15 protein-coding genes are annotated in these 23929 nt (G+C 73.3%); 4 read left to right on the forward strand and 11 right to left on the reverse strand.

Features of this window, described 5'->3' with window-relative positions; translation table 11 throughout:
• Nucleotides 1–3: 3 nt before the first annotated feature.
• Complete coding sequence (locus O7546_RS16925; protein ID WP_194799090.1) at nucleotides 4–675, reverse strand: L-ribulose-5-phosphate 4-epimerase; 672 nt, start codon at nucleotides 673–675, stop codon at nucleotides 4–6.
• Nucleotides 672–2354, reverse strand: coding sequence for a ribulokinase (gene araB / locus O7546_RS16930; RefSeq protein ID WP_194799089.1), 1683 nt, complete (start codon nucleotides 2352–2354; stop codon nucleotides 672–674). Before araB ends, O7546_RS16925 begins: the two co-directional genes overlap by 4 nt.
• Nucleotides 2355–2992: 638 nt before the next feature.
• Here araB and O7546_RS16935 point away from each other — a divergent pair.
• Nucleotides 2993–4648, forward strand: coding sequence for a ricin-type beta-trefoil lectin domain protein (locus tag O7546_RS16935; protein WP_194799088.1), 1656 nt, complete (start codon nucleotides 2993–2995; stop codon nucleotides 4646–4648).
• 59 nt (nucleotides 4649–4707) lie between these two features.
• On the opposite strand, the gene mmsB is transcribed toward O7546_RS16935, so the two are convergent.
• The 7 genes from mmsB to rph all read right to left on the reverse strand — a co-directional run bounded on the left by mmsB (nucleotide 4708) and on the right by rph (nucleotide 14610).
• Entirely contained in the window at nucleotides 4708–5955 is a 1248-nt protein-coding gene (gene mmsB, locus O7546_RS16940) for a multiple monosaccharide ABC transporter permease (protein WP_194799087.1), read from the reverse strand.
• Entirely contained in the window at nucleotides 5952–7490 is a 1539-nt protein-coding gene (gene mmsA, locus O7546_RS16945; protein WP_194799086.1) for a multiple monosaccharide ABC transporter ATP-binding protein, read from the reverse strand. Before mmsA ends, mmsB begins: the two co-directional genes overlap by 4 nt.
• Before the next feature lie 84 nt (nucleotides 7491–7574).
• Nucleotides 7575–8714 (reverse strand): multiple monosaccharide ABC transporter substrate-binding protein, encoded by a 1140-nt coding sequence (gene chvE, locus O7546_RS16950; RefSeq protein ID WP_071094585.1) that lies wholly within the window; start codon nucleotides 8712–8714, stop codon nucleotides 7575–7577.
• Between the two features lie 200 nt (nucleotides 8715–8914).
• A complete protein-coding gene (locus O7546_RS16955) occupies nucleotides 8915–10267 on the reverse strand; it encodes an endo-1,4-beta-xylanase (protein WP_194799085.1) in 1353 nt (450 codons plus the stop codon).
• A 170-nt stretch (nucleotides 10268–10437) separates the two neighbouring features.
• Nucleotides 10438–11532: a 12-oxophytodienoate reductase gene (locus tag O7546_RS16960; RefSeq protein WP_194799084.1), complete on the reverse strand. Its 1095-nt coding sequence runs from the start codon at nucleotides 11530–11532 to the stop codon at nucleotides 10438–10440.
• Nucleotides 11533–11574: 42 nt separating this feature from the next.
• Complete coding sequence (locus tag O7546_RS16965; protein WP_269697174.1) at nucleotides 11575–11943, reverse strand: MerR family transcriptional regulator; 369 nt, start codon at nucleotides 11941–11943, stop codon at nucleotides 11575–11577.
• 48 nt (nucleotides 11944–11991) lie between these two features.
• On the reverse strand, nucleotides 11992–14610 hold the full coding sequence (gene rph, locus O7546_RS16970; protein ID WP_281599363.1) for a rifamycin-inactivating phosphotransferase: 2619 nt from the start codon (nucleotides 14608–14610) through the stop codon (nucleotides 11992–11994).
• 293 nt (nucleotides 14611–14903) lie between these two features.
• Here rph and O7546_RS16975 point away from each other — a divergent pair, with 293 nt between their 5' ends.
• The gene (locus O7546_RS16975) at nucleotides 14904–19049 is read left to right on the forward strand and encodes a SpoIIE family protein phosphatase (protein WP_194799082.1); all 4146 of its coding nucleotides are present in this window, start codon (nucleotides 14904–14906) and stop codon (nucleotides 19047–19049) included.
• The gene (locus O7546_RS16980) at nucleotides 19046–19345 is read left to right on the forward strand and encodes an STAS domain-containing protein (protein WP_194799081.1); all 300 of its coding nucleotides are present in this window, start codon (nucleotides 19046–19048) and stop codon (nucleotides 19343–19345) included. Before O7546_RS16975 ends, O7546_RS16980 begins: the two co-directional genes overlap by 4 nt.
• A 75-nt stretch (nucleotides 19346–19420) precedes the next feature.
• Here the strand turns inward: O7546_RS16980 and O7546_RS16985 are convergent, their stop codons facing one another.
• Entirely contained in the window at nucleotides 19421–20302 is an 882-nt protein-coding gene (locus O7546_RS16985; protein ID WP_281599367.1) for a universal stress protein, read from the reverse strand.
• Nucleotides 20303–20335: 33 nt separating this feature from the next.
• On the reverse strand, nucleotides 20336–22996 hold the full coding sequence (locus O7546_RS16990) for a cation-transporting P-type ATPase (protein WP_194799080.1): 2661 nt from the start codon (nucleotides 22994–22996) through the stop codon (nucleotides 20336–20338).
• Between the two features lie 109 nt (nucleotides 22997–23105).
• On the opposite strand from O7546_RS16990, the gene O7546_RS16995 reads away from it, so the two are divergent.
• On the forward strand, nucleotides 23106–23918 hold the full coding sequence (locus O7546_RS16995) for a hypothetical protein (RefSeq protein WP_269697177.1): 813 nt from the start codon (nucleotides 23106–23108) through the stop codon (nucleotides 23916–23918).
• The last annotated feature ends 11 nt before the right edge of the window (nucleotides 23919–23929 follow it).

Here is a 23929-nt window from a genome sequence, read left to right on the forward strand (position 1 = left end):
AGGTCAGTGCGCCGGCGGGCGTTGGCCGTACACGTTCTGGTAGCGGTCGTAGAGCGAGTCGATGTCGGCCGGCGCGATCGGCACCGGCCGGCCGAGCGCCCGGGCCAGGTGGGCGGTGCGGGCCACGTCCTCGCACATCACCGCGGCCTTGACCGCCGCCCGCGCGTCGCGGCCGATGGTGAAGACGCCGTGGTTGCGCATGAGCACCGCGGGTGAACGGTGGCCGGACAGCGTGCTGACGATGCCCTTACCGATGTCGTCGCCGCCGATCAGCGCGAACGGCCCGATCGGGATCTCCCCGCCGAACTCGTCGGCCTGCGCGGTCAGCCAGCACGGGATCGCCTCGCCGCGGGCCGCCCAGGCGGTGGCGTACCCGCTGTGCGTGTGCACGACGCCGCCGACCTCGGGCATCGCGCGGTAGACGTAGGCGTGCGCGGCGGTGTCGCTGGACGGGGCGCCGTCGCCGTCGACGACGGTGCCGTTGAGGTCGCAGACCACCATGGCCGCCGCGGTCAGGTCGTCGTAGTCGACGCCGCTGGGCTTGATGACCATCAGGTCCTGACCGGGTACGCGGGCCGACACGTTGCCGGCCGTCCAGGCGACCAGGTCGTAGCGGGTCAGTTCGCGGTGCAGGCGCGCCACCGTCTCGCGCAGCGCGTCGACCTGGCTGTTCATCCGACCACCTCCAGGGTCGCGGCGGCGCGGTCCGCGGCGGCGTCGACCGCCGCGTTGCGGATCGCCCGCAGGCGGAGCATGACGTCGTTCGCGCCGCGGCCGAAGTGGTCGTGCAACGCGCGGTACTCGGCGTACAGGGCGTCGTAGGCCCGGACGTTCTCCGGTACGGGCCGGTAAACGGCCTCGTCGATGCGCCCCATCACGGCGGACGCCTCGTGGATCGTCGGGTACGCACCGGCGGCCACCGCCGCGTGGATGGCCGAGCCGAGCGCCGGGCCCTGGGCGGAACCGATGATGCTCAGCGGCCGGTTCGTCACGTCGGCGTAGATCTGCATGAGCAGCCGGTTGGAGGTGAGCCCACCGGCCACCACCAGATCGTCGACCGGCACACCGGCCTGCGCGAACGCCTCGACGATCATCCGGGTGCCGTACGCCGTGGACTCCAGCAGCGCACGGTAGACGTCCGGCGGCCGGGTGGCGAGCGTCAGCCCGACGATCATCCCGCTCAGGTCGTGGTTGACCAGCAGGGACCGGTTGCCGTTCCACCAGTCCAGCGCCACCAGGCCATGCGCGCCGACCGGCTGGGCGGCGGCGGCCTCGGTGAGCCGCTCGTGCGAGTCGAACCCGGCCGGGGCGGCGTGCCGCACGAACCAGCCGAAGATGTCCCCCACGCCGCTCTGCCCGGCCTCGAAGCCCCAGGCGCCGGGGCTGATGCCGCCGTCGACCACGCCGCACATGCCCGGCACCTCGGCCGGGTGGGTGCCGTTGAGGACGTGGCAGGTGGAGGTGCCCATGATGGCGACCAGCCGGCCGGGCCGCAGCGCCTGGGCCGACGCGGCGGTGACGTGGGCGTCGACGTTGCCGGCCGCGACCGCGATGCCCTCGGGCAGCCCGGTCCAGGCGGCGGCGCGGGCGCTGAGCGTGCCGGCCCGCGCGCCCAGCGGCAGCAGCGGACCGTCCAGCTTGGTCACGAAGTCGGCGAAGCCGGGGTCGAGCGCGGCCAGGTAGTCCGCCGACGGGTAGCGGCCGTCCTGCCGGATGCCCTTGTAGCCGGCCGTGCAGACGTTGCGCGTCTCGGCGCCGCAGAGCTGCCACACGATCCAGTCGGCGGCCTCGATGAACCGCTCGGCCCGCCGGTAGACCTCCGGGTCCTCCTCCAGGATCTGCAGGCCCTTGGCGAACTGCCACTCCGCGGAGATCTTGCCGCCGTAACGGCCGAGCCACGGCTCGCCGCGCTCGGCCGCCAACGCGTTGATCCGGTCGGCGTGCGGCTGCGCGGCGTGGTGCTTCCAGAGCTTCACCCAGGCGTGCGGGCGGTCGCGCAGTTGCGGGATCTCGCACAGCGGCGTGCCGTCGGCGAGCGTCGGGAGCACGGTGCAGGCGGTGAAGTCGGTGCCGATGCCCACCACCCGGGACGGGTCCACGCCGGCTTCGGCGAGCGCGGCCGGCACCGCGTGGCGCAGCACGTCGCGGTAGTCGTCCGGGTCCTGGAGGGCCCAGTCCGGGGGCAGCGCCGGGCCGCCGTCGGGAAGCGCGGTCTCGATGACCCCGCGCCGGTACTCGTGCACCGCCGTACCGAGTTCGGCGCCGTCACGGACCCGGACCACGAGCGCCCGCCCGGACAGTGTGCCGAAATCGACCCCGATCACGTACCGATCCGACGCGTCCACTTCGCTCATTTGCACCTCCGCCGTGTCACGGGGTTAGTGTTAGCGCTCACATATACATCCGTCAAGACACCTCCGGGCAACAGCTGCGTAACGAGCAGCGACACTCGGAACCGACGTCCGCCGCCCCGCGCGGACCGGCCCCGCCGCCGGCCGGGAGATCCACGCCAACGGTGCGGCCAAGCCGCGGGCCGACGCCCTGTTAACGACAACAACCGATGGAACTTCCGGAAATTCTCTCGGCGCTCCGGCCGCCCCGGGCCCCGGCGTCCAGACGCCGCCGCCGAGCCGCTCAGAGGGCCACTCAGCGGCTCTTTTTCTCGCCGCGACGCCCGCGGAGAACGGTCGCCGAGGGCCGCCCGCAGGCCGCCAGCCTATTTACAGTGTTTGATGTCAGCGATAACATTTCGCCATCCCCACATGTGGCGCCGCTGTCCGGGAAACCCCGGCGCCGCAGCCGGGCGGCGACGGACGGCGACCCCGTCGACCGCCGGAACCCCACCACCCACGAGCGCCCGCCGGCACCGACCGGCCGCTGGAACTGCCGTGCCGCGTCCGTCCCCGTGGACCACGGGCGACGCCGTGCGACCGGCGGGCCGCTCCCTTCCGGGCACCGCCACGGACGGCGCCCGGCCACCGAGGAGGACCCAGTGCGCAGATGGACCCGACGGACGCTCGCCGTCCTGGGCGTCGCGGCGGTGGCACTCGCCGCGACAGTCACCGACCAGGCCGTGGCACCGCATCCCGCCCGGGCGCTGGACAACGGCGTCGCCCGTACCCCGCCGATGGGGTGGAACACCTGGAACACCTTCGGCTGCAACATCAACGAGACCCTCATCCGCCAGACCGCCGACGCGATGGTCAGCAACGGCCTGCGCGACCTCGGCTACAAGTACGTCGTCGTGGACGACTGCTGGTTCGACCCCAACCGGGACGCGCAGGGCAACCTCCAGGCGCACCCGCAGCGGTTCCCCAGCGGGATGAAGTCGCTCGGTGACTACCTGCACGCCCGGGGCCTGCTGTTCGGCATCTACCAGGTGCCGCTGGACAAGACCTGCGCCCAGGTCGGCGGCACGTTCCCCGGCGCCACCGGCAGCCTCAACCACGAGTACCAGGACGCGCGGCAGTTCGCCGCCTGGGGCGTGGACTACCTCAAGTACGACTGGTGCTCCGGCACCGGCACCATCAACGACCAGGTGGCGCGGTTCGGCATCATGCGCGACGCGCTGGCCTCCACCGGCCGGCCGATCGTCTACAGCATCAACCCCAACAGCTACCACGCCAAGACCGGGCCGCTGCGCAACTGGAGCGACGTGGCGAACCTCTGGCGAACCACCGAGGACATCACCAACGCGTGGAACACCGGCCAGGCCAACGGCTACCCGATGGGCATCCAGAACATCGTCGACGTCACGGTGCCGCTGGCCGGATACGCCGCGCCCGGCGGGTTCAACGACCCGGACATGCTCGAGGTGGGCAACGGTGGCATGAACGACACCGAGATGCGCAGCCACTTCGCGCTCTGGTCCATGCTGGCCGCGCCGCTGATGATGGGCAACGACGTGCGCTCGGCGAGCGCGGCCACCCTGGCGATCCTGCGCAACGCGAACCTGGTCGCGATCAACCAGGACACGCTCGGCCGTCAGGCGGTCCAGGTCTCCTTCGACGGCACGCGGCGGGTGCTGGCCAAGCCGCTGGCAAACGGCGACGTGGCGGTTGCGCTGTTCAACCAGGGCGGCTCGACCACCACCGTCTCCACCACGGCGGCGGCCGTGGGCAAGAGCGGCAACTCGTTCACGCTGCGCGACGCGTGGACCGACGCCACCTCCACCAGCACCGGCACGATTTCCGCCAGCGTGCCCGCGCACGGCACCGTGGTCTACCGGGTCAGCGGGGGCGGCACCACCACCCCGCCGCCGGTCCCGACCACGTTCCGGCTGCGCAGCGAGTCGTCCGGCCGGTGCCTCGACGTGGACAACGCCGGCACCGCGAACGGCACCGGGACGCTGATCTGGGACTGCCACAACAACGCCAACCAGCAGTTCACCGCCAACGGGCAGGCGTTGCAGGTGCTCGGCAAGTGCCTGGACGTGCCGACGAACGCGACGGCCGGCACCCGGGTGCAGATCTGGGACTGCAACGGCGGCACCAACCAGCAGTGGACCGTCAACGGCAACGGCACGGTGAGCAACGGGCGCTTCCCGTCGCTGTGCCTGGACGTCGACAACGCGGGCACCGCCAACGGCACCCGGGTGATCGTCTGGACCTGCCACGGCAACGCCAACCAACGGTGGAGCCGGGCGTGAGCGGCTACGGCCGGTGAACGGCGGCCGGCCGGACGAAGGGGCGAGCGTCCGGCCGGCCGTCACCGGGCGCCGGCCGCCCGGCGCTTGTTCCAGATGTCGAACGCCACGGCGACGAGCAGCACCAGGCCCTTGACCACCGACTGGACGGACTGGTCGACGCCCATGAGCTGCATGCCGTTGCTCATCACCGCCATGATCAGGCCACCCACCATGGCGCCGACCACGGTGCCGACGCCACCGGTGACGGCCGCCCCGCCGATGAACGCCGCCGCGATCGCGTCCAGCTCGAACATGTTGCCGGCCGCCGGCTGGGCCCCGTTGGAGCGGGACGAGTAGATGACGCCCGCCACGGCGGACAGGAAGCCCATGTTGACGAAGATCCAGAAGTTGACGCGCTTCACCCGTACGCCGGACAGCATCGCCGCGGGCAGGTTGCCGCCGATGGCGTACACCTGGCGGCCGAACACCGTACGGCGGGTGAGCAGGCCGTAGACGAGCACGAGCACGGCGAGCACGATCAGCACGATCGGCAGGCCCCGGGCGTGGGCGAGCTGCCAGGCGAACCACATGACCACGGCGCCGACCACCACGATCCGCAGGACGAACAGCGGGAACGACTCCACCGGCTGCTCGTGGCGCACCCGGGCGACCCGGGTCCGGAACACGCTCACCGCGTACCCGACCACGGCGAAGGCGCCGATGAACAGCGTGAAGGCGTCGTAGCCCTGGCCGCCCAGCAGGCCGTTGAGGAAGCCGGCCGCGACCCGCTGGTACTCCTCCGGGAACGGCGACAGCGAGATGTTGTCCAGCACGCGCAGCGTCAGACCGCGGAACAGCAGCATGCCGGCCAGGGTGACGATGAACGCCGGGATGCCGGCGTACGCGACCCAGAGCCCGTGCCACGCGCCGACCGCGACACCCACCGCGAGCGCGGCCAGGACGCCGGCCCACCAGGGCATGCCCTCGCGGATGACCAGCACCGCCGAGACCGCTCCGGTGAGCGCCACCACCGATCCCACGGACAGGTCGATGTGGCCGCCGATGATCACGATCACCATGCCGATCGCGAGCACCAGGATGTAGGAGTACTGCAGGACGATGTTCGTCAGGTTGCCGGGGCTCAGCGAGACGCCGTCGGTCAGGACGGCGAACAGCGCGACGATCACCACCAGGGCGATGTAGATGCCGCTCTGCCGCAGGTTGCCCAGGATCAGCGCGCGCGGGTCGCTGGTGCCGGTGTGCAGGCTCGCCGCCGCGCCGGTGTCCGGCGCGGCGACCTTCTGGGGCGTGGGCTTCGTGCTGGTCATCGGACGAGATCCCTGTCCTTGGTCATGAGTTCCATCAGGTTCTCCTGGGTGGCGTCGGCCACCGGCGTCTCCCCGGTGATCCGCCCGGCCGCCAGGGTGTAGATGCGGTCGCACATGCCGAGCAGCTCGGGCAGTTCGGAGGAGATGAGCACGACGGCCTTGCCGTCTGCCACCAGCCGGTTGACGATCGTGTAGATCTCGAACTTGGCGCCCACGTCGATGCCCCGGGTCGGCTCGTCGAGGATCAGCACGTCCGGGTCGGTGAACAGCCACTTCGCCAGCACGACCTTCTGCTGGTTGCCGCCGGAGAGCTTGCCCACCACCGACATCACCGTCGGCGCCTTGATGTTCATGTCGCGCCGCCCCCGCTCGGCGACCTGAATCTCCCGGTTGCCGTCGATCCAGCCACGGCTGGCCAGCTTGTGCAGCGCGGCGGCGGAGACGTTGCCCCGCACGTCGTCGATCAGGTTGAGGCCGTAGTGCTTGCGGTCCTCGGTGGCGTACGCGATGCCGTTGGCGATGGCCTCGGCCACAGTGCGCGCCCGTACCTCACGGCCCCTGACGAACAGCCGGCCTCTGATGTCCCGGCCGTACGCCCGGCCGAACACGCTCATCGCCAGCTCCGTGCGCCCGGCGCCCATCAGGCCGGCGATGCCGACGACCTCACCGGCGCGTACGTGCAGCGAGGCCCGGTCGACGACCAGGCGGTCCTGGGTCGGGTGGCGCACCGACCAGTCCTCGATCCGCAGCACCTCGTCGCCCGGGGTGACGCTGCGGCTCGGGTAGAAGGCGGCCAGGTCGCGCCCGACCATGCCGCGGATGATCCGGTCCTGGGTGACGGCGCCGTCGGACATGTCCAGCGTCTCGACGGTACGGCCGTCGCGGATGACTGTGGTCGAGTCGGCGACGGCGGTGATCTCGCCGAGCTTGTGCGAGATCATGATGCAGGTGATGCCCTGGTCGCGCAGGCGGCGCATCAGGTCCAGCAGGTGCGCCGAGTCGACGTCGTTGAGTGCGGCCGTGGGCTCGTCGAGGATCAGCAGCCGTACCTTCTTGGACAGCGCCTTGGCGATCTCCACGAGCTGCTGCTTGCCGACGCCGAGCTGGATGACCGGGGTGACCGGGTTCTCGTGCAGCCCGACCGACCGCAGCAGCGCCGCGGCCTCCGCGTTGGTCCGGTGCCAGTCGATCAGCCCGCCGCGGCCGCGGCGCTCGTTGCCGAGGAAGATGTTCTCGGCGATCGACAGGTAGGGCACCAGGGCGAGTTCCTGGTGGATGATGACGATGCCGCGGGCCTCGCTGTCCTGGATCCCCCGGAATCCGACCGGCTCGCCGTCGAAGACGATCTGGCCGTCGTAGCTGCCCGCCGGGTAGACCCCGGACAGCACCTTCATCAGGGTGGACTTGCCGGCGCCGTTCTCACCGCAGATCGCGTGGATCTCGCCGCGCCGTACGGCGAGCGAGACGTCCTGGAGCGCGGCCACGCCCGGGAAGGTCTTCGTGATGCCCCGCATCTCGAGGATGTGATCGCTCATGGGTATCCGTCCTGCTCGTGGTCGAGGTGTCCGGAGCGGACGGGCCCGGTGGCGCGGTGGCCGCCGGGCCCGTCGCCGCGCGGGTCAGCCGGCCCGTCCGGCGGCGACCTCCTGCTCGGTCAGGTAGCCGGAGTCGATCAGGACGGACTTGATGTCCTCCTTGTAGACGGTCTGCACCGGCAGCAGGAACGCGGGCACGACCTTGACGCCGTTGTTGTACGCCTTGGTCTCGTTGGCCTTCGGCTCCTCCTTGCGCAGGAACGCCTCGGCGGCGATGACCGCCTGCTCGGCCAGCAGCCGGGTGTCCTTGAACACCGTCGAGCTCTGCACGCCGTCGTTGATCAGCTTGACCGAGGCGACCTCGGCGTCCTGGCCGGTCACCACCGGCATCTTCTTGGCGCCGCCGCGGTAGCCGGCGTTCTGCAGCGCGGTGATGATGCCGCGGGACAGGCCGTCGAACGGCGACAGCACGCCGTCGACCTTGCTGCCGTCGTTGTAGCTGGAGGTGAGCAGGTCCTCCATCCGCTTCTGCGCGGTCTCCTGCTGCCAGCGCAGGATGGCCGCCTGCTCGATCTTGGTCTGCCCCGACTTGACCTTCAGCGTGCCGGCGTCGAAGTACGGCTTGAGCGTGTCCATCGCGCCGTTGAAGAAGAAGCCGGCGTTGTTGTCGTCCAGCGACCCGGCGAACAGCTCCACGTTGAACGGGCCGGTCGCGGTGCCCTTGGCGCCGTCCTTGGTGAGCAGGCCGAGGCCGACCAGGAGCGCGTTGGCCTGCGCCACGCCGACCTTGTAGTTGTCGAAGCTGACGTAGAAGCTCACGTTCGGGCTGTTGCGGATGAGCCGGTCGTAGGAGATGACCGGGATCTTCGCGGCCGCGGCGGCCTGGAGCTGGCCGCTGAGCGCGGTGCCGTCGATCGGGGCGATGACCAGCACGTCCGCGCCCTGCGTGATCATCTGGTCGATCTGCTGCGACTGGGTCGGGATGTCGTCCCCGGCGTACTGCAGGTCGACCTTGTAGCCCTTGGCCTGGAGCTTCTCCTTCACCGAGTTGCCGTCGGCGATCCATCGTTCCGAGGTCTGCGTCGGCATCGAGACGCCGATCGTCAGGTCGCCGGGCTTGGCCGAGCTGGTGTCTCCGCCGCCTCCCGCGCCCTCGCCGCTGCAGGCGGCCAGGCTGATCGCGAGCGCGGCACCGCTGAGTGCGGCCAGAAGTCGTCTGCGCACGAGCGTCCTCCCTGTCGTGGCGGTCCCTGTGACACAGGTAACCCTCACGGGGAGTGTTAACGCTCACAAGTTGCCCCGTCAACCAAACGCGCGAAATGCGCATGTCTCTTTCTCGTAACAGAGACGGCGGTCCAGGTCGGACGGGACGGCGTGACGGAGCACCGCGGGGGCGGCGCGCGCCGCCCCCGCGGTGGCCCGGATCAGGTCGCGGAGCAGGTGGGTGTCATGCCCGATCCGCTGCCGTTGCCTTGGAACCCGAACTCGGCGCTCTGGCCGGCGCCGAGCTGGCCGTTGTAGTCCACGTTCGTGAACCGCACCGTGCCGCTGTTACCACTGGCCGTCGCGCTCCAGGTGTTCGTGATGCTCGCGCCGCCCGGCAGCGTCATGCTGACCGTCCATCCCCGGGTGCCCGACGAGCCGGCTGTCACCTTCACGTTGGCGACGAAGCCACCGGTCCAGGAGTTCAGCGTCACCGAGGCCGAACATCCACCCTGGCCCGGCGGCGGGGTGGTCGGGTTGTTCGGCGGCGGCGTCGTGGTCGGCGGCGGGTTGTTGCCCCCGGCGTTCAGCGCGTCGAGCACCGCGTTGTACGCCGCCTTCTTGTTGCCCGAGCAGTCGAACAGCAGCGCGTTGTCCGAGCCGCGCCACGAGTCGCAGTCCCGCACGCCCCACACCGTGATGCCGGTGCAGCGCGACACCGCCAGGCAGGCGCGGGTCACGGCGGCGTAGATGTTCGCCTGGTTGCCGCCGGTCATCACGTCCAGCTCGGTGATCTGCACCTCGACGCCCAGGTCGGCGAAACGCTGGAGGTTGGCCTGGTAGTCACCGGGGATCGTGGTGCCCAGGTGCGACTGGAAGCCGACGCAGTCGATCGGCACGCCCCGCGACTTGAAGTCGCGGACCATGTTGTAGATGCCCGTCGACTTCGCGTTGATGCCGTCGGTGTTGTAGTCGTTGTAGCAGAGCTTCGCGCCCGGGTCGGCGGCGCGGGCGGCCCGGAACGCGGCCTCGATCCAGTCGTTGCCGGTGCGCTGCAGGTTCGAGTCGCGGCGCCCGCCGCTGCCGCCGTCGGCGAACGCCTCGTTCACCACGTCCCAGGCGTAGATCTGCCCGCGGAAGTGGGTGGCGACCTGGGTGACGTGGTTGATCGCGGCGTTGCGCAGCGCGCTGCCGGACAGGCCCTGCGCCCACGACGGCTGCTGCTGGTGCCAGAGCAGCGCGTGCCCGCGCACCGACATGCCGTTCGCGCGGGCGTGGCTGACCAGCCGGTCGCCACCGGTGTAGCTGAACCGCCCCTGCTGCGGCTCGGTGGCGTCCCACTTCATCTCGTTCTCGGCCACCACGGAGTTGAACTCGCGGTTCAGCACCGTGGCGTACGTGTTGTCGGACAGCTTGTTGGTGGCGACCGCGGCGCCGAAGTAACGGCCCTTCTCGGCCGCCGCCGCGCGCAGCGTGGTGCCGGCGCTCGCGGCCGGCGCCAGGGCCACGGCCATCCCGGCGGCGAGCGCGCCGGCCAGGATGCCGGTGGTCAGCAAGGCTCTCTTTCGTCTCATGCGGATTCCTCTTCCGGGGGTTACGCGATGGTGGTGGTGCGAATCCCCGACCCCGCGTCCGGTGGCGGTGTCGGGGTACGCCCAGCGCGGCTCGCCCGGTGAGCCTTGCGGCGCTCGTGCCCTGCCATCGACTGTGAGCGATAACATCCCCCGGCGTCAACCCCTGCCGCCTAGGGATAGACGTCCTCGTGCGCCTTGCGGTAGTCGACGATCTCGTCCAGCCGGCCGGTAGCGGCGTGCGTCACCCAGGCCGGGTTGCCCAGCAGCGCGCGACCCAGCGCGACCAGGTCGAACTCCCCGTCCGCCAGCCGCGCGGCCAGGCCCGCCACCGACTCCGGGCCGTCCGGGCGCAGGAAGTCCCGCCGCAGCCCGACCGAGCCGACGGTGATCGACGGCAGGCCGGTGAGCCGCTTCGCCCAGCCGGCCAGGTTCAGCGCCGAGCCGGGGAACGCGGGCTGCCAGAAGCGGCGCTGCGAGGCGTGCAGCACGTCGGCGCCGGCCTCGGCGAACGCGCCGAGGATTCGCGCCAGCTCGGCCGGGGTCTCGGCGATCCGCGCGTCGAACGCGCGCTCCTTGAACTGGGAGAATCGCACGATCACCGGCCGGTCCGCCGGGACCTGCGCGCGGACCGCGCGCACCACCGCCGCCGGGAACGCCGCCCGCCGCTCCGGTGAGCCGCCGAACGCGTCGGTCCGGCGGTTCGTGTACGGCCACAGGAACTCGTCCAGCAGGTAACCGTGCGCGGCGTGGATCTCGATCGCGTCGAACCCGGCCCGGACCGCGACCCCCGCCGCGTCCGCGTACGCCGCGAGCAGGGTGTCCACGTCGGCGGCGGTCATCGCGTACGGCGCCGGGCGGCCCGGCTCGCGTACCCCCGAGGGGGTCCACGCCGGACGGCCGTCCACCGGCTCACGCAGGCTGCCCAGGTGCCACAGCTGCGCGGCGATCCGGCCGCCGGCGGCGTGCACCGCCTCGACCACGCCCCGCCAGCCGGCCTCGGCCGCGCCGGCGGTCATCCGCGGCACGGTGTCCTCGTGGCCGGCGCTGGGATGGTCCACCAGCACGCCCTCGGTGACGATCAGGCCGATGCCGGCCGCGGCGCGGCGCCGGTAGTAGTCGGCCATCTCGGGCGTCGGCACGCCGCCCGGCGCGCGGTTACGGGTCATCGGCGCCATGACGAAGCGGGACGGCAACGACAGGCCGGCGACGGTGACCGGCTCCAGCAGCGGCGTCACCGGCGATGCGGTGTCCAGTGTCGCGTTCATGACCCGACGCTAGGAGTTGACACCGGTGTCAAGGGCAAGCGCTCAGGCGGCCGGATCCCGGGTGTCCTCGGTCACCGTCATGTCGGACACCACGTCGTCGAGCACCGCGACGGCGTGCGCGAGCCGCGCCATCTCGGCGGTCATCCGAGCCCGCTCCTCGCGCAGCCGGTCGGTGAGCCACGACGTGCGGATCTCCGGATCGGTCACGCAGGGCAGCAGCTCGGCCATCCGGCGGCTGCTCAGCCCGGCGTCGAACAACCGCTGGATGAGCCGGACCCGGTCCACCGCCGAATCGGCGAAGACCCGCTGCCCGCTCGGCGTCCGCAGGGCGGCGAGCAGGCCCTGCTGCTCGTAGTACCGGATGGACCGGGCGCTCACCCCGGTACGCGCCGACAGCTCCCCGATCCGCATCGCGCCTCCCCGCTCGCCGGACCTCCATCATCGAGCATGCCGCGCCGGTCAGGACAGCAGCTCGACGTACCCGTCGGTGCCGTGCACCCGGATCCGCCCGCCGTCGGGGATCAACCGGGTCGCGTCCGGCACCGCCACCACCGCGGGCAGGCCGTATTCGCGGGCGATCACCGCGCCGTGCGTCATCAGGCCGCCCACCTCCGTCACCAGGCCCGCGACTGCGACGAACAGCGGCGTCCAACTCGGGTCGGTGTGCGCGGTGACGAGGATGTCGCCCGGCTCCAGGTCGGCACCGGCCAGGTCCGTCACGACCCGCGCCCGCCCCTCGACGACGCCGGCCGAGACCGCCAGCCCGGCCAGGGCGCCCGGCGGCACGTCGGCGCGCCGGTACGAGCCGTTCAGGGCCTCGCCGTCCGAGGTGAGCACCCGGGGCGGGGTGAGCGCCTGGTGCGACCGGAACTCCTCCCGGCGCCTGCGGATCAGCCCGGCGTCCACCCGCCCGGTGGCCGCGACCTCCCGGAACTCGTCGAAGGTGAGGTAGAAGACGTCCTCCGGGCCGGCGAGCACACCGGCGCGGGCCAGCCGGTCGGCCTCCGCCATGAGCGCCTGCTTGTACACGGCGTAGCGGCTGACGATGTCGTACTTCGGGTACTCCCGGTAGCCGGCGAACGTCCGTACCCGGTCGATCATCGCCTGCGTCTCGGCGGCCTTGCGCTCGCCGTCGGGCAGCGCGCGCAGGCGGTCGAGCACCTCCCGGGCCTTCGCCCACGCCCGCTCCCGGCCGTCGGCGAAGCGGCGCGCGGCGGCGCCCGGGGCGAAGGTGCGGACGTGGTCCAGGATCAGCGGCACGAGCGTGGCCGGGCACTCGCTCCACCGTGGCCGGGTGATGTCGATCTCGCCGACGCAGCGCATGCCGTACCGGTCCAGGTAGCCCTCGACGGCCGCGCGTGCCTCGACGCCGCCCGGCAGCTTCGGCAGTTCGTCCAGGAACCCGTCGTCGGCGCCGTCCCGCAGGAACGCCACCACCTCGGGGTACGCGCGGACCACGTCGGCCACGTCGAGCAACGCCAGGCCCATCTCGGCGGTGACGTTGCCGGGCGCGGACAGCGTGAGCGTGTCGGCGGCGTCGCGTTCGCCGAGCCACTCCCCCAGCTTGTCGTTGAGCCACCAGGTGGCCTGCATCCCGGCCATGATCACCTGAGCGCTCACCGGATCGGTGAGCACCCGCTTGTGCTCGGCGAACGCCTCGTCCAGGAAGTCGAACAGCCCGGACCCGGACCGGCCCCGGATGTCGCGGCGCAGGGCGGCGACCGACTCCCGGCTGCGCTCGATCAGCGCGGTGACGATCGCCGGGTCGGTGTCGATCGAGGGCGGCGGCCCGCTCGCGGGCGGGCCGGCCGGTGCGGGGTCCGGCGCGGCCGGTGCAGGGTCCGGCGCGACCGGTACGACGTCACGGGCGAGGACCGTCTCCAGCGCGTCCCGGGTGAGCGGGTCGGCCCGGCCGATCATGCCCAGGAACGCGGCCCGGCCCGCCGCCGTGGACAGGTGCGGCGTGGCGTCGACGAACAGCCGGCCGCCCGCCTCGTGCATCGGCGCCATGGCGGTGAGCCGCCACATCGACAGGCCCAGCGGCCTCATCGCGTCGGTCATCATCTGCTGGTGGCCGACCGACAGGTAGACGTGGAACCGCCCGTCCGCGGCGGCCGCCGGCACCGGGAACAGCGTGGTGATCGGCCGGCTCTGGAGGATGTGGACGTCGTCCCCGGTCACTGCCCACTCGACGTCCTGCGGGCAGCCGAAGTGCGCCTCGATCCGCCGGCCCAGCGCGGCGAGGCGTACCGCCTGCGCGCCGGTCAGCGCGGGCTGGGCCTGCCGCGCCGGGTCGACCGGTGTCTCCCGGGTGCCGCCGCCGGGTGCCGCGTGCACCGCCCGCGCCTTCGCGCCGATCGTCCGGCCGGCCACCACGCCGTCGCGCACCGTGAACACGTCCGGGTTCACCAGGCCGGAGACCAGGGCCTCGCCGAGACCGAAGCCGGCCTCGATCGACACCACCGTCCGGTCGCCGGTGACCGGGTCGGCGGTGAACATGACCCCCGCCGCGTCCGGGACGACCATCCGCTGCACCACCACCGCCATCTCCACGGCGCGGTCGTCGATGCCGTGGCGCCGCCGGTAGGTCACGGCACGGTCGGTGAACAGCGAAGCCCAGCAGCGGCTGACGTGCCGCAGCACCTCGGCCGTGCCGACCACGTTGAGGTAGGTGTCCTGCTGGCCGGCGAACGAGGCGTCCGGCAGGTCCTCGGCTGTCGCACTCGACCGCACGGCGTACGCGGCCTCCGTGCCGAGCCCGGCCAGCGCGGCGGTGACCGCCGCCGCGACCTCGCCCGGCAGCGGGGCCCGCTCGACCGCGCGACGGACCTCGGCGGCGGCCGCGCGGATCGCCGCCGGGTCGTCCGCGTCCGCGCGGGCGAGCCGCTCCAGCGGGCCGGCCAGCGCCGGCGTCCGCGCCACGGCCAGCCGGAACGCATCGGTGGTGACGCAGAAACCCGGAGGTACGCGCACCCCGCCGAGCCGCGTCAGCGCCCCCAGGTGCGCACCCTTGCCCCCCACCGCGGCGATCCGCGTCTCGTCCACCTCGTGCAGTTGCCACACGTACCGTCCGGTCATGCCGTGCCCCCGTTTTCGCAGCTCGACCCGCATCGGCCGATGATTCTGCGGCATCACCGGGGCCTTGCGGCAAGACCCGGGGTGCGATATACGTTGATAGTGGCGAGGAGAGGTGTCTCCTTGCCTTTAGTTTTTCCGCACCACCAACCCTTGCCCTGACCCGCTGCCGTCGCGTGAGTCAGATCTCCCCGCCCCGGGTGGAGTGCCGGGGGCGCGACGGGGCAAGAAGCGACCACGAGGCCGCGACGCGGCCCGGACGAGCGGGACCGGACGGGGTGGGGGAGACTCGGGCGATGAGCGGCGCTGACACCGACCCGCGTACGCGTGCCGACGTCTTCGCCGTCGACGGTGAGATCGGGCCGGACCTGGCGCGGATCGACTGGTCGGCGCACCCACTGGGCCCGCCGGACACCTGGCCGCAGAGCCTGCGGACCGCGGTGCGGATCCTGCTGTCCTCCCGGTTCCCGATGTGGATGGCCTGGGGGCCGCAGCTCACCTTCTTCTGCAACGCCGCCTACCGGCGGGACACGCTCGGCCGCAAGTACCCGTGGGCGCTGGGGCTGCCGGCGAACGAGGTGTGGGCGGAGATCTGGGACGACATCGGCCCCCGCGTCGACACCGTGCTGCGCACCGGCGAGGCGACCTGGGACGAAGGGCTGCTGCTGTTCCTGGAACGCGCCGGCTACCGCGAGGAGACCTACCACACGTTCTCCTACAGCCCGCTGCGCGCCGACGACGGCGGACTGGTCGGAATGCTCTGCGTGGTCAGCGAGGACACCGAGCGGGTCATCGGCGAGCGGCGGATGGCGACGCTGCGCGACCTCGGCTCGGACCCGAGCGTCATCCGCACCGAGCAGGAGACACTCGCGTTCGTCAGCCGCCAGCTGGCCCGCAACCCGCAGGACCTGCCGTTCACCCTCACCTACCTGTACGACGACGGCGGGGCCCGGCTGGTGGAGGCGACCGGCCTGCCGGACGGGCACCCGGCGGCCCCGGCCACGCTGTCGCTCGATGACCCGGCCGCCCCGTGGCCGGCCGGCGCCGTCGGCGAGGGCGAGTCGGTGCGGGTCACGCTCGACGGCCCGGCCTTCGCGGACCTGCCGACGGGCGTCTGGCCCGCCGCGCCGGCCGAGGCGCTGCTGGTGCCGCTGCGCCAGCAGGGCGGTGCGCCGTACGGGTTCCTGGTCGCCGGGCTGAACCGCTACCGGGCGCTGGACGACGGGTACCGCGGCTTCGTGGAGCTGACCGCGGGGCATCTGGCCACCGGCATCGCCAGCGCCCGCAGCTACCAGGCGCAGCAGCGGCGGGCCGAGGAGCTCGCCGAGCTGGACCGCGCGAAGACCGCGTTCTTCTCCAACATCAGCCACGAGTTCCGCACCCCGCTGACCTTGATCATGGGACCGCTGGACGAGCTGCGCAGCCGGTTGCCGGACGCCGACGAGCGGGTCCGGGCCGAGCTGGACGTGATCCGCCGCAACGGCCTGCGCCTGGGCAAGCTGGTGAACAGCCTGCTCGACTTCTCCCGGATCGAGGCCGGGCGGATGCAGGCCCGCTACGAGCCGGTGGACCTGGCCGCGGTGACCGCCGACCTGGCCAGCGTCTTCCGGTCGGCGATCGAACGGGCCGGCCTGTCCTTCGAGGTCGACTGCCCGCCCCTGCCCGAGCCGGTACACCTGGACCTCGGCATGTGGGAGAAGGTGGTGCTGAACCTGCTCAGCAACGCGCTGAAGTTCACCTTCGACGGCACCATCCGGGTGGAGCTGCGCGGCGAGGGCGACGCGGCCGTGCTGCGGATCTCCGACACGGGCATCGGCGTACCCGCCGACGAGATGCCGCGCCTGTTCGAGCGGTTCCACCGCATCGAGAACGCCCGCTCCCGTTCCGACGAGGGCAGCGGCATCGGCCTCGCCCTGGTCAAGGAGCTGGTCACGCTGCACAGCGGTGACATCGACGCGCACAGCACGGTGGGCCGGGGCACCACCTTCACGATCCGGCTGCCGTTCGGCACCGCGCACCTGCCCGCCGACGCGCTCGCCCCGGCGGGCACCGACCGGACACCGGCGTCCGCCGAACCGTTCGTGCAGGAGGCGCTGCGCTGGCTGCCGGCCGAACCGGACGGCGCCGTCGGCGGGGACGACCCGGCCGGCGGAACACTCCAGCCACTGCGCGGCGGGGCACCGGCCCGCATCCTGGTGGCCGACGACAACGCCGACATGCGGGAGTACCTCACCCGGCTGCTGCGCTCGGCCGGGCACGAGGTGCACGCGGTCGCCGACGGGCGGGCCGCGCTGGACGCAGCCCGCGCGCACACTCCCGACCTGGTGGTCAGCGACGTGATGATGCCCCGGCTCGACGGCCTGCAACTGGTCGCCGCGCTGCGCGCCGACCAGCGGACGGCCGGCACCCCAGTGCTGCTGCTGTCCGCCCGCGCCGGTCAGGAGGCCTCGATCGAAGGGCTGGAAGCAGGCGCCGACGACTACCTGGTCAAGCCGTTCCCGGCCGCCGAACTACTGGCCCGCGTCCGCGCGAACGTGGAACTGGCCCGGCTGCGCAACCACCACGCCCGCTGGCGTACCGCGCTCGTCGACTCGTTGCAGGAGGCGTTCTTCGTCTGCGACGAGGACGGCGCGGTCGTCGAGATCAACGCGGCGTTCACCGGCATCCTCGGGTACGGAACCGAAGGGCTGCCCTATCCGGCGGTGCACCCGTGGTGGCCGGACCGGGAGGCCGAGCCCGAGGCGCACCGCCAGGTGGCGGAGGCGTTCTCGACGCTCGTGGGGCAGACCCGTGGCACGTACACCGTGCCGGTGACCCACCGCGACGGGCACCGGATCTGGATCTCGGCCGCGTTCAACCAGGTCGACGACCCGGACAGCGGCCGCCGGATGATCGTCGGCACGTTCCGCGACGTCACCGCCGAGCACTACGCGGTGCAGCGGGAGACCGCCCTGGCCGGTCTCAGCATGCGACTGTCGGAGGCCGACGATCTCACCGACGCGCTGCTCGGGGTGCTGGACGAGCTGCGCAAGCTGTGGCGCGCCTCCGGCGTGCTCACCGCCGTCTTCGGCGACCTGCCCGCCCCCGAGGTGACCGCCACCGACCCGGCGGCACGGTGGGACACGCTGCCGCCGGAGCGCCGGCAGGCGCTGCTCGCGCTGCGGGACACCCCGCTGCTGACGCCGGTGGCGACGCGTACGCACGGCGCCGGCATCGCCGTCGAGCACCCGCACGGCACCATGGCGCTCTGGATCGACCTGGGCGAGAAGCGGCCCTTCACCGAGCAGGACCAGACGCTGCTGGCGCTGCTGGCCGGCCACATCGGTCAGGGCCTGCACCGGGTGCACCAGATCGACCAGCAGCGGGAGACCGCGCTGGCCCTGCAACGGGCCATCCTCGGCCCGGCGCAGCTCCCCGCCGGTTTCGCGGTGCGGTACTCCCCCGCCGCGATGCCGCTCAAGGTCGGCGGCGACTGGTACGACACCGTGGAACTGCCGGACGGGCGCATCGGCATCGTGGTCGGCGACTGCGTGGGACACGGCCTTCAGGCCGCGACGGTGATGGGTCAGCTGCGCAGCGCCTGCCGCGCGCTGCTGTTGCAGGACCCGAGCCCGGCCCGCACGCTCGTGGCGCTGGACCGGTTCGCCGCGCTGCTGCCGGGCGCGTCCTGCGCCACCGTCTTCTGTGGTGTGCTCGACCCGGCCACCGGCCTGATGCGCTACTCCAGCGCCGGTCACCCGCCGGCCATCGTGGTCCGCGCCGACGGCACTCCCGAGCTGCTGCAGCACGGCCGGTCCCGGCCGCTGGCCGTACGCCTCGGGCAGGAACGTCCGGAGGCGGAGACGTCGGTGCCGCCGCGCGCCACCCTGATGCTCTACACCGACGGCCTGGTGGAACGCCGCCGTCAGCCGATCACCGCCGGCATCGCCCGCGCCACCGACGCCATCCAGCAGGGCCACCACGCGCCGGTCGAGGTGCTGGCGACCGAGATCATGGACCGGCTCACCCCGGACGGGGGCTACCACGACGACGTGGCCCTGCTGCTCTACCGTCACCCCGGGCCGCTGGAACTGGAGTTCCCCGCCGAGTCGACGCGCCTGGCCGAGGTCCGCACCGCGCTGCGGGGATGGCTGGACCGTTGCGGGCTGGCCCCGGGTCACGCGTACAACATCCTGGTGGCGGCCGGGGAGGCGTGCGCCAACGCGATCGAGCACGGGCACCGCGACAACCCGGGCGGACGGATCCGGCTGCGCGCCGCCGCCACCGCCGGCGCGCTGCGCCTGAGCGTCACCGACAGCGGCCACTGGCGCGACCGGGACCAGCCTCCCGACCCGCACCGCGGCCGGGGACTCGTGCTCATGCGCGCGCTGATGGACAGCATCAGCGTCACCCCGGGGGCCACCGGCACCACCGTCGACATGCAGGCGAGGATCACGCCATGAGCACGTCCCTGACTCTGACCACGAGCGACAGCCCGGACGGCGTCCGCGTCCTGGCCGCCGTCGGTGAGATCGACATGAGCAACGCGTCCACCTTCGCCGACGCGCTGGCCGACGCCGTACGCCCCGACGGCGAACCCCTGGTCGTGGACCTCACGAAGGTGGAGTACCTGGACAGCGCCGGGCTGGCCGCGCTGTTCCCGCACGCCGACCGGATCACGCTGATCGCCGGCCCGCTGCTGGAGCCGCTGCTGACCATCTCCGGGCTGGCCGACCTCACCACGGTCCGCAGCGCCTGACGCCGCAGCGGCGTCAGGCGCTCTCGCGGGCCGGGCGCCGTCGGCCCTGTCGCCTGGCCGGGCGCTGCCGCGGGGTCAGGCGCCGTTGCGGACGATCACCAGCGGCGAGTGGGCGTGGTGCAGCACCGCGTGGCTTACCGAGCCGAGCAACAGCCCGCCCAGCGCGCCCCGGCCGTGCGCGCCGACCACCACGAGCTGGGCGTCCTTCGACTCCTCCACGAGCACCCGGGCCGGGGCGCCGCGCAGCGACCGCTGCCGTACCGGCACGTCCGGGTAACGCTCGGCCCAGCCGGCGATCGACTCGGCGAGGACGCGCCGGGACTCCTCGGCGAGCGCCTCCGGGTCGTACACCAGCGGCAGGATGTCGCCGGGGCCGATCGGGGTGGGGTACAGCCAGGCGTGCACCACGATCAGCGACGCGCCCCGGCGGGCGGCCTCCTCGTACGCGTACCCGACCGCCGCGGTGGACAGCTCGGAGCCGTCCACGCCGACCACGACCGGGCCATCGGCGCGCGCCTCGCCGCGCGTCACCAGCACCGGGCAGTGTGCGCGGGCCGACACCTGGAGCGTGACCGAGCCGATCAGCAGGCCGGCGAACCCGCCCAGGCCCCGGTGGCCGAGCACGATCAGCGCCGCCTCGCGGGACTCGGCGACCAGCACCGCAGCCGGTGCGCCGTCGACCACCACGCCGGTGACCGGGACGTCCGGGGCGACCTTGCCGGCCTCGGCGACCGCCTCGGCGACGACCCGTTCGGCCTGGTTGCGCAGGCCGGCGCCGGCGGGCGCGCCCGGGGCCGGGGTGAGCGGCGCGCGGGTCAGCGGCCAGATGAACGCGTGGACGACCTGCAGCGGCCGGTTGCGGTCGGCAACCTCGCGGGCGGCCACCCGGACCGCGTCCAGCGAGGCGGCGGAGCCGTCCACGCCCACCACGACGGGGGCCTGCGAGTGGATCGTCATGTCGTCCTCCTTCACTCGTGCTCAGCCTGCCGGTCAGGCGGCCGGCCCGGCAGGGTCCGGGGTCACGGCGTGCGGGCCGTTGGTCCCGCGGAAACGGCGGGTCAGCCGCAGCACCAGCCCCGGCAGTACGCCGATCGCGGCGCAGGCGAGCAGGTCGAGCGCGCTGAGCGGGGACGTGCCGAGCAGCTCGCGCAGCGGCGGCAGCAGCACGCCCGCGACCTGAAGCACAGCGGAGATCGCCACCGCCACCGGCAGCGCGAGGTTGCGCTCGCGCGAGCCCGGGGTACGGATCGCGCGGACCGCCAGCGCCACGCCGAGCTGGGCCAGGCCGAGCACCACGAACACCACCGACTGCCACGGCCGGTCGGCCGCCGCGGCCCACACCCCCGCGCCCAGCGTCGCCGCGGCGATCAGCCCGCCGGTGACCAGCACGTCCCGGCCCAGGCCGGCGCCGAGCACCGACTCCTGCGGCGAGCGGGGCGGCCGGCGCAGCGTGCCCGGCTCGGCCGGCTCCGCGCCGAGCGCCACCCCGGGGACGCCGTGGGTGAGCAGGTTGATCCAGAGGATCTGCGCCGGCAGCAGCGGCACCGGCAGGCCGAACAACGGGCCGAGCAGCATCACCGCGATCTCGGCCACGCCACCGGCGAGCGCGTAGCGCAGGAAGCGGCGGATGTTGTCGTAGATCCGGCGGCCCTCGCCGATGGCGGTCGCCACGGTGGTCAGGTCGTCGTCGACGAGCACCAGATCGGAGGCCTGCCGGGCCACCTCGGTGCCGCCGCCCATCGCCACGCCGATGTCCGCGCGGCGCAGCGCCGGGGCGTCGTTGACGCCGTCGCCGGTCATCGCCACCACATGCCCCCGGTTCTGGAGGCCGGCGATGATGTCGAGCTTCTGTTCCGGCTGGGTCCGCGCGTACACCCGGGTCTCGGGGTGGGCGCCGCCCGGGTCGCCGTCGTCGCCGTTGGCGAGCGGGTCGCCGTCGCGCCAGAGCCCGAGCCGTCCGCCGATGGCGGCAGCGGTCGCCGGGTGGTCGCCAGTGATGAGGACCAGCCGGATGCCGGCCTCCTCGAAGCCCGCGGCGATGCCGGGCGCAGCGGCGCGCAGCGGGTCGCCGACCGCGACCAGGCCCAGCGGGCGCAGGCCGGTCGGCCGGGCCGGGTCGGGCAGGGTGTCGACCACCGCGGAGGCCACCGCCAGCACGCGCAGCCCTTCGGTGGCGAGCCGGTGCGCGGCGTCGGTCAGCTCGGCCAGTTCCGCGGCGTCGGCGTCCACCAGCGGCGCGGCCAGCAGGTTCTCCGGCGCGCCCTTGCAGACCACCAGGTAGCGCCCGTCGCAGCGGCGGTGCACGGTGGTCATCCGGCGCAGGTCCTGGTCGAACGGGGCCTCCGCGACGCGGGGCCAGGCGTCCCGGGTGGTGTCCGGGTCCAGGCCGCAGCGGGCGCCGAACGTGACGAGCGCGGCCTCCAGCGGGTCACCGATCGCCGTCCACTCGGGCCGCTCGTCGGTCGGCGGCGTCACAGTGGCGTCGTTGCAGAGCAGCCCGGCGCGGGCGAGGGCACGCAGCTCGTCGGGGGCGCTCACCGGCTCGCCCCGGTGGTGCACCTCGCCGTCGGGCGCGTAGCCGGTGCCGGTGACGGCGTAGCGGTCGCGGCCGGGGACGACCGCGTACTGCACCGCCATCCGGCCCTCGGTGAGCGTGCCGGTCTTGTCGGAGGCGATCACGGTGACCGAGCCGAGGGTCTCCACCGCGTGCAGCCGGCGGGGGATGGCGCGGCTACCGGCCATCCGGCGCGCCCCCAGGGCGAGCGCCAGCGTGACGACGGCGGGCAGCGACTCCGGTACGGCCGCCACCACGAGGCTGACGGCGGTGACGGCCATCTGCGTGACCGGCCGCCCGTCGAGCACGCCGATGGCGAAGACCAGCCCGGAGAGCACCACGGCGGTCAGGCCGAGCACGCGGCCGAGCGAGGACAGGCGTCGTTGCAGCGGGGTGGGCGCCGGCCGGGTCGCCGCGACCAGGGCGCTGATCCGGCCCAGCGCGCTCGCCGCGCCGGTGCGCGCCACGGTTCCGGTGGCGCGGCCGGTGGTGACCACGGTGCCGGCGCTGGCCTCCTCCCCCGCGACCCGGGCCACCGGCACCGACTCGCCGGTCAGCGCCGACTCGTCCAGGCTGAGGCGTACCGCGTCGGTGAGATCGAGGTCGGCGGGCACCACGTCGCCCGCCTCCAGCCGGACCAGGTCGCCGCGCACCAGGTCGGCGGCGGGCAGCACGAGGTCACGGCCGTCGCGGACCACACGCGCGGTCGGTGCGGCGAGCCGGTCCAGCGCGGCGACGGCCCGGTCGGCGCGTACCTCCTGCACCACGCCGATCGCCGTGTTGATCAGGACTACCAGCACGATCACGGCGGTGTCCGGGTAGTCGCGCAGCAGCGTGGTCACCACGGCGGCGGCGAGCAGCAGCGCCACCAGCGGGTCGGTGAGCTGGCGGAACACCCGGCCGGCCAGCCCGCGTTTGCGCGGGGCGGCAACGGTGTTCGGGCCGTCGGCGCGCAGCCGGGCGGCCGCCTCGGCCGAGCCGAGCCCGGTCGCGGGGGCCGGAGAGATCTCGGTGGGCGTCGTCGCTGTCGCCGGCCCGCCGTTGATCACCACATCGTCCTCCATGTCGTCGCCGCCCGCGCCGGGCAATCCCAGCATGCCGCGCGGGCGGGCACGGATCGCAGGGCCGAGGGCCTGTCGGATCCGGGACCAACGGCCCCCGCGTACGGGGCAGCGCGGCGCCCGGCGCGCCGGTAACGTCCGCTCGGTGAACCGGACACGCGCCGCCACCGGGCCGACACCTCCGTCCCGTCACCGGTGGCTCCGGTGGACGCTCGCGGTGCTCCTCCTCGCGTCGGCCGGGTGCGGGAGGGGGATCGGGGAGGAGAACGGCGACGCGCTGGCGCGCGACGCCGCGGCGGCGGAGGCGAAGCAGCTCAACACGGAGCTGGGGCACCGCAACCGGGCGCGGGACGCCGGGTCGATCGCGGCGGCCGAGATCGTCCAGGAGCCGACCGACGCCGCGTCCGGCGGTGGTGTGACAGTCCGGCGGGAGGCGCTGGCCTGGTCCGGGCGCACCTCCGGGAACGAGCGGGCCACAGTCGACGTGCGGTTCGTGGTGACGGTGCCGGAGCAGCCGCCGGTGTCGATCGGTGGCGCGAGCAACAGCGCCGGTGAGGCCGTGCGCTGCTACCGCTACGAGTTCGAGCTCTACCGCTACACGACGTACCACGAGATCGACTGTCCGAGCGGCCCCGCTCCCTCGCCGCCCACCGCCGCGCCGGTGCCGAAGGTGCCCGAGGACGGGCGGCAGCGACTCACCGCCGTGCTGCGCACCGCCACCGCGGAGACGCTGGCGGACGCGGTGCGGGCGGCCTTCCCGCAGGACTGGATCACCGTCGACACGACGGTGCACGAGGGCGCGCTCGTCGCCGCCGTCGGCGTACCGGCCGAACGGGACTGCCTTCTGCTCGTCCGCACGCCGGCCGGGAAGATCGAATCCCCCGGGTACGACCGGATCTGGCTGGAGCCGGGCGAGACCGGCTGCAAGACCGCCCTCTACGTGGCACCGCCGCGCTGACGTACCGGTTT

Source organism: Micromonospora sp. WMMA1976 (assembly GCF_027497335.1).
In the GTDB taxonomy this organism is placed as follows: Bacteria; Actinomycetota; Actinomycetes; order Mycobacteriales; family Micromonosporaceae; genus Micromonospora; species Micromonospora aurantiaca.

Excerpts from the sequence above, each read along its gene's own strand:
- O7546_RS16925 (WP_194799090.1), bottom strand. The coding sequence starts at position 675 with ATGAACAGCCAGGTCGACGCGCTGCGCGAGACGGTGGCGCGCCTGCAC.
- araB (WP_194799089.1), bottom strand. The coding sequence starts at position 2,354 with ATGAGCGAAGTGGACGCGTCGGATCGGTACGTGATCGGGGTCGATTTC.
- mmsB (WP_194799087.1), bottom strand. The coding sequence starts at position 5,955 with ATGACCAGCACGAAGCCCACGCCCCAGAAGGTCGCCGCGCCGGACACC.
- mmsA (WP_194799086.1), bottom strand. The coding sequence starts at position 7,490 with ATGAGCGATCACATCCTCGAGATGCGGGGCATCACGAAGACCTTCCCG.
- O7546_RS16955 (WP_194799085.1), bottom strand. The coding sequence starts at position 10,267 with ATGAGACGAAAGAGAGCCTTGCTGACCACCGGCATCCTGGCCGGCGCG.
- O7546_RS16960 (WP_194799084.1), bottom strand. The coding sequence starts at position 11,532 with ATGAACGCGACACTGGACACCGCATCGCCGGTGACGCCGCTGCTGGAG.
- O7546_RS16965 (WP_269697174.1), bottom strand. The coding sequence starts at position 11,943 with ATGCGGATCGGGGAGCTGTCGGCGCGTACCGGGGTGAGCGCCCGGTCC.
- rph (WP_281599363.1), bottom strand. The coding sequence starts at position 14,610 with ATGACCGGACGGTACGTGTGGCAACTGCACGAGGTGGACGAGACGCGG.
- O7546_RS16975 (WP_194799082.1), top strand. The coding sequence starts at position 14,904 with ATGAGCGGCGCTGACACCGACCCGCGTACGCGTGCCGACGTCTTCGCC.
- O7546_RS16980 (WP_194799081.1), top strand. The coding sequence starts at position 19,046 with ATGAGCACGTCCCTGACTCTGACCACGAGCGACAGCCCGGACGGCGTC.
- O7546_RS16985 (WP_281599367.1), bottom strand. The coding sequence starts at position 20,302 with ATGACGATCCACTCGCAGGCCCCCGTCGTGGTGGGCGTGGACGGCTCC.
- O7546_RS16990 (WP_194799080.1), bottom strand. The coding sequence starts at position 22,996 with ATGCTGGGATTGCCCGGCGCGGGCGGCGACGACATGGAGGACGATGTG.